Origin of the sequence: Succinimonas sp., from assembly GCF_045225735.1 — a bacterium.
In the GTDB taxonomy this organism is placed as follows: Bacteria; Pseudomonadota; Gammaproteobacteria; order Enterobacterales; family Succinivibrionaceae; genus Succinimonas.
The window spans coordinates 1-3,028 of record NZ_JBGVBR010000106.1 but is presented as its reverse complement, the minus strand read 5'-3'; the positions used below and the strand labels follow the sequence as shown (position 1 = coordinate 3,028).

Below are 3,028 nucleotides of genomic sequence, written 5' to 3'. Positions count from 1 at the left end.
TTTTTCTTGCGGACGGCCTTTGAAAAACCGGCAAGAAATTCATTGGTGCGTTCGATAATGTAATCAAGCATCAAAAGTTTCCTTAATTATTCCTCTGCATTCTTTTCCTGCCCGCCGGGGCGGAGCCGGAGATCTCCCGCCCTGACCCAAGATGATATAGCATATTGGGTCATTCCAGGGAAAAAAGAGCCGTTCTGACCCAACATGATATATCATCTTAGGTCATCCTGCCCCGAAATTCCCTCCGGCCGGAACCATCCCCGGGCATTTTCTCCCGAAACAGGGCCGGTTTCATGAATAAGGCGGAGAGGGCCGATCCGGCTTTCCCGGAGGGCGGCGGGTCTGGCAGGCTCGCAAGCCATAACTGTCATCTTCTCCCGTCCCGGCCAGCCCGAAAAATCCCCGGCCCCGGCTATATCACCCCGGCCTCCTCTCCTCTGGCTTGAAAACCACCCCTCAGAAGGGCGGCTCCGTGCTTTCCGGGCCTGCCAGGGCCGCATCAGCGGTATCCGGGGCTTTCTGTTCATCCTGTTCCCAGCTGTCTCCTTCCGGGCCGGCGGCATCCTCGGAATCGTCATCCGGTTCCTTGTACCGGAATTCGTTCAGGAGAGCCTTTTTCACCCGATTGAAATAAGACTGGTAATGCCCGTCGGAGTTAAACGGATCCTCGGGGAAGACGATCCCGGACTTTTCCGCGATCTCCCTGACCGCTTCGGGAGGGTTTTTCTCCAGGAATGATCTCATGTCATCATCGTATCTGGCGCGGCGGGTCTCCGAGGAGATGGATCTTTTCAGAAGATCCTGGCTTTCGCAGAGAGTGATCGCTCCGAAGCGGGGCTTGGTCTTTTTGTAGTAAATATAGTAAAGGGTCTTCTGATCCAGACGGCGGAAGTTTCTCAGAGGTTCCAGGTACTCCGGGATCCTTGCGGCATCTCCCAGGGCCGGGAGTCTCCGGATATATGACATCAGAACCGGAACGATCCGGTAATTTTTCTGTTCAATGGCGGCAATGGCAAGCTGGCAGATGATGCTCAAGAACTCGTCGTCAACGAAGAAATCCCAGTCTACCCGGTGGGTGTAGTTCATGTCCGGAAGCTCGATCATCACCTTCCATGCCCTGAAGCTGAAAAACGGAAAACGGCACTTAGCCTGGATCCCTTTTCGGCAGCTCTGGAATTTCAGGCCGGAGCCGGCAACCAGATCGCAGTCCTTCTTTTCCTTGGTGAGGTAAATGTAATCCAGCCGGGAGGTTATGGGATTGACCGAGCAGAGGGCGGCCGTCATGGCCTGCCGGGGAATAAAAACCGCCGTTTCCTGCGTGTTGTAGGGACGGGTTTTCCGGAAACAGGGCATGGGGGTAGAGCAATTTGCGAAGATTTTTTCCAGCCGCTCGATGCTCTCCAGAGTTCCGGGAAGGGAACCGGTGCCGCAATACTTGAAATCTATCTCAATGTAGGTTTTGACGGCCGTAAGGAATTCGTCATAGTCCGCTATCTTAATCATTGCTGCCTCCGGCGTTTTCAGCATCGTTACCGGCAGGGCTCATGTCCCCGTCCTGATCCCCGGCTCCCGGGACGATCTCCTTGCCCTCCCTTATCAGGGCAATGAACCTTTCCAGATCCGGAAGCCCCTCGGGTTCTCTGGTGAGTATGTTCGCCAGGGAATTGTAGGCATCCCGGAACTTTCCGTTAAGCCGGCCGATGCCGAGGGTCAGGGATTTTTCATCGCATTCATAGGAATCAGCGGGGTTTTCGGCAAAGAACTTTTGCAGGATCGGCCGTTCGGTGAGCCACTGCTCCCTTTTGGCCTTCAGTTCTTCCTGAAAATCCTCCGGAGTCGCAACGGATCTTATGCATTCCCGGAAATCGGGGGCGGCAGCGGCAAAGCGGAAGGGGCAGGGAGGATTCCGGCGGAGAACGTGCTGCCAGACTTCCGTAAGCCGGGCGGCGAAGATCCGGGGGAATCTTGATTCGTCGTACCCCAAAAGCTCCGTCAGGCGGAACAGGATATCAAAGGCTTCCATGTTTTTGGTGTTTACGGCCCGGATCAGGGAATGTGCCAAAGCCATGGCGCTGTAATCCTTCCAGACAAATCTGGTGAATTTCCGGGTTTCTCTTTTCCCGGCCAGGGTTTTGGTGAGAATTTCCTCGGAGACCATGCCCAGATGGCAGATCTGGGTCGCCCCGCGGATGTTCTTCTGGCAGCGGCAGTGTTCCCGATCCGGCAGGGGCTTCCGGGAAAACACCACGGCGCTGATCCGGCGCCAGTCGGGATCGGCGTAGGCAGCGGCGAAATACTGGGCGGAATCGGGGATCGTCAGACGATTGCCGGATTTTTTGTGTTCGACGGCTTCCAGGACAGGGGAACCGAAATCAGAGAAAAGCTCCTCGATAAAGTCCTGGGATTCGGGAAGAAGGGGGAATTCAAGGCGCCAGCTGTAGTCAAAGCCGTTATTGGCATATACACGCAGGGCTGCCAGATAGTGAGTTCTGTCAGTGAAAAAAAGCATGTCGGTTGTCTCTTAAACAGATAAAAACAGCATAAAAGAATGCATCATCCGCCTCATGGCGGGACTGTCCCAAAAGGGACAATCCCTTTTAGTCTAGCACGGCGGGGGATCAAAAGTGAATCACTTTCTTCTGCGTATAGTTTTTTCTTTGATCGGTCACAGCGCTGCGAAATTTTTTATCCAGATGCGGCATTCGGTTCTCACCATTACGGTTCTGAGATCTGATGATTCGCTTCCGGACAAACCCCGGGTGAGAGATTCGATCCTTAAATGTATTAATAGATCTATATATAGGGAGTGTGATTTTCGTCACATTGCGGGTTTTGGCGGTCAAAATTGTTCCGGGTTTCCCGGAAACTTTACGGAGAGCGGTTTTGCCAGGTTTTTGTGAAAGTTTCTTTCGGGGGCCGGGATGGTCTGAGGGATGGGGAACGGGGCAGGGGAGTTTTTGATCGGTCTGGGGTGTGTTGTGAGGACAATAAAAAACCCCGAACAAAGCAAAAGCAATGAACGGGGTTT

3 protein-coding genes are annotated in these 3,028 nt (G+C 53.8%); all 3 read right to left on the bottom strand.

Annotated features, from left to right (window positions below; translation table 11 throughout):
- Positions 1-456: 456 nt before the first annotated feature.
- A complete protein-coding gene (locus ACJROR_RS03625; protein WP_406545908.1) occupies positions 457-1,503 on the bottom strand; it encodes a hypothetical protein in 1,047 nt (348 codons plus the stop codon).
- Positions 1,496-2,509, bottom strand: coding sequence for a hypothetical protein (locus ACJROR_RS03620; RefSeq protein ID WP_406545907.1), 1,014 nt, complete (start codon positions 2,507-2,509; stop codon positions 1,496-1,498). The genes ACJROR_RS03625 and ACJROR_RS03620 overlap by 8 nt, the downstream gene beginning before the upstream one ends.
- Before the next feature lie 109 nt (positions 2,510-2,618).
- Positions 2,619-3,028 (bottom strand): hypothetical protein (locus tag ACJROR_RS03615; protein ID WP_406545906.1); only part of this gene is annotated, 410 nt, incomplete at its 5' end.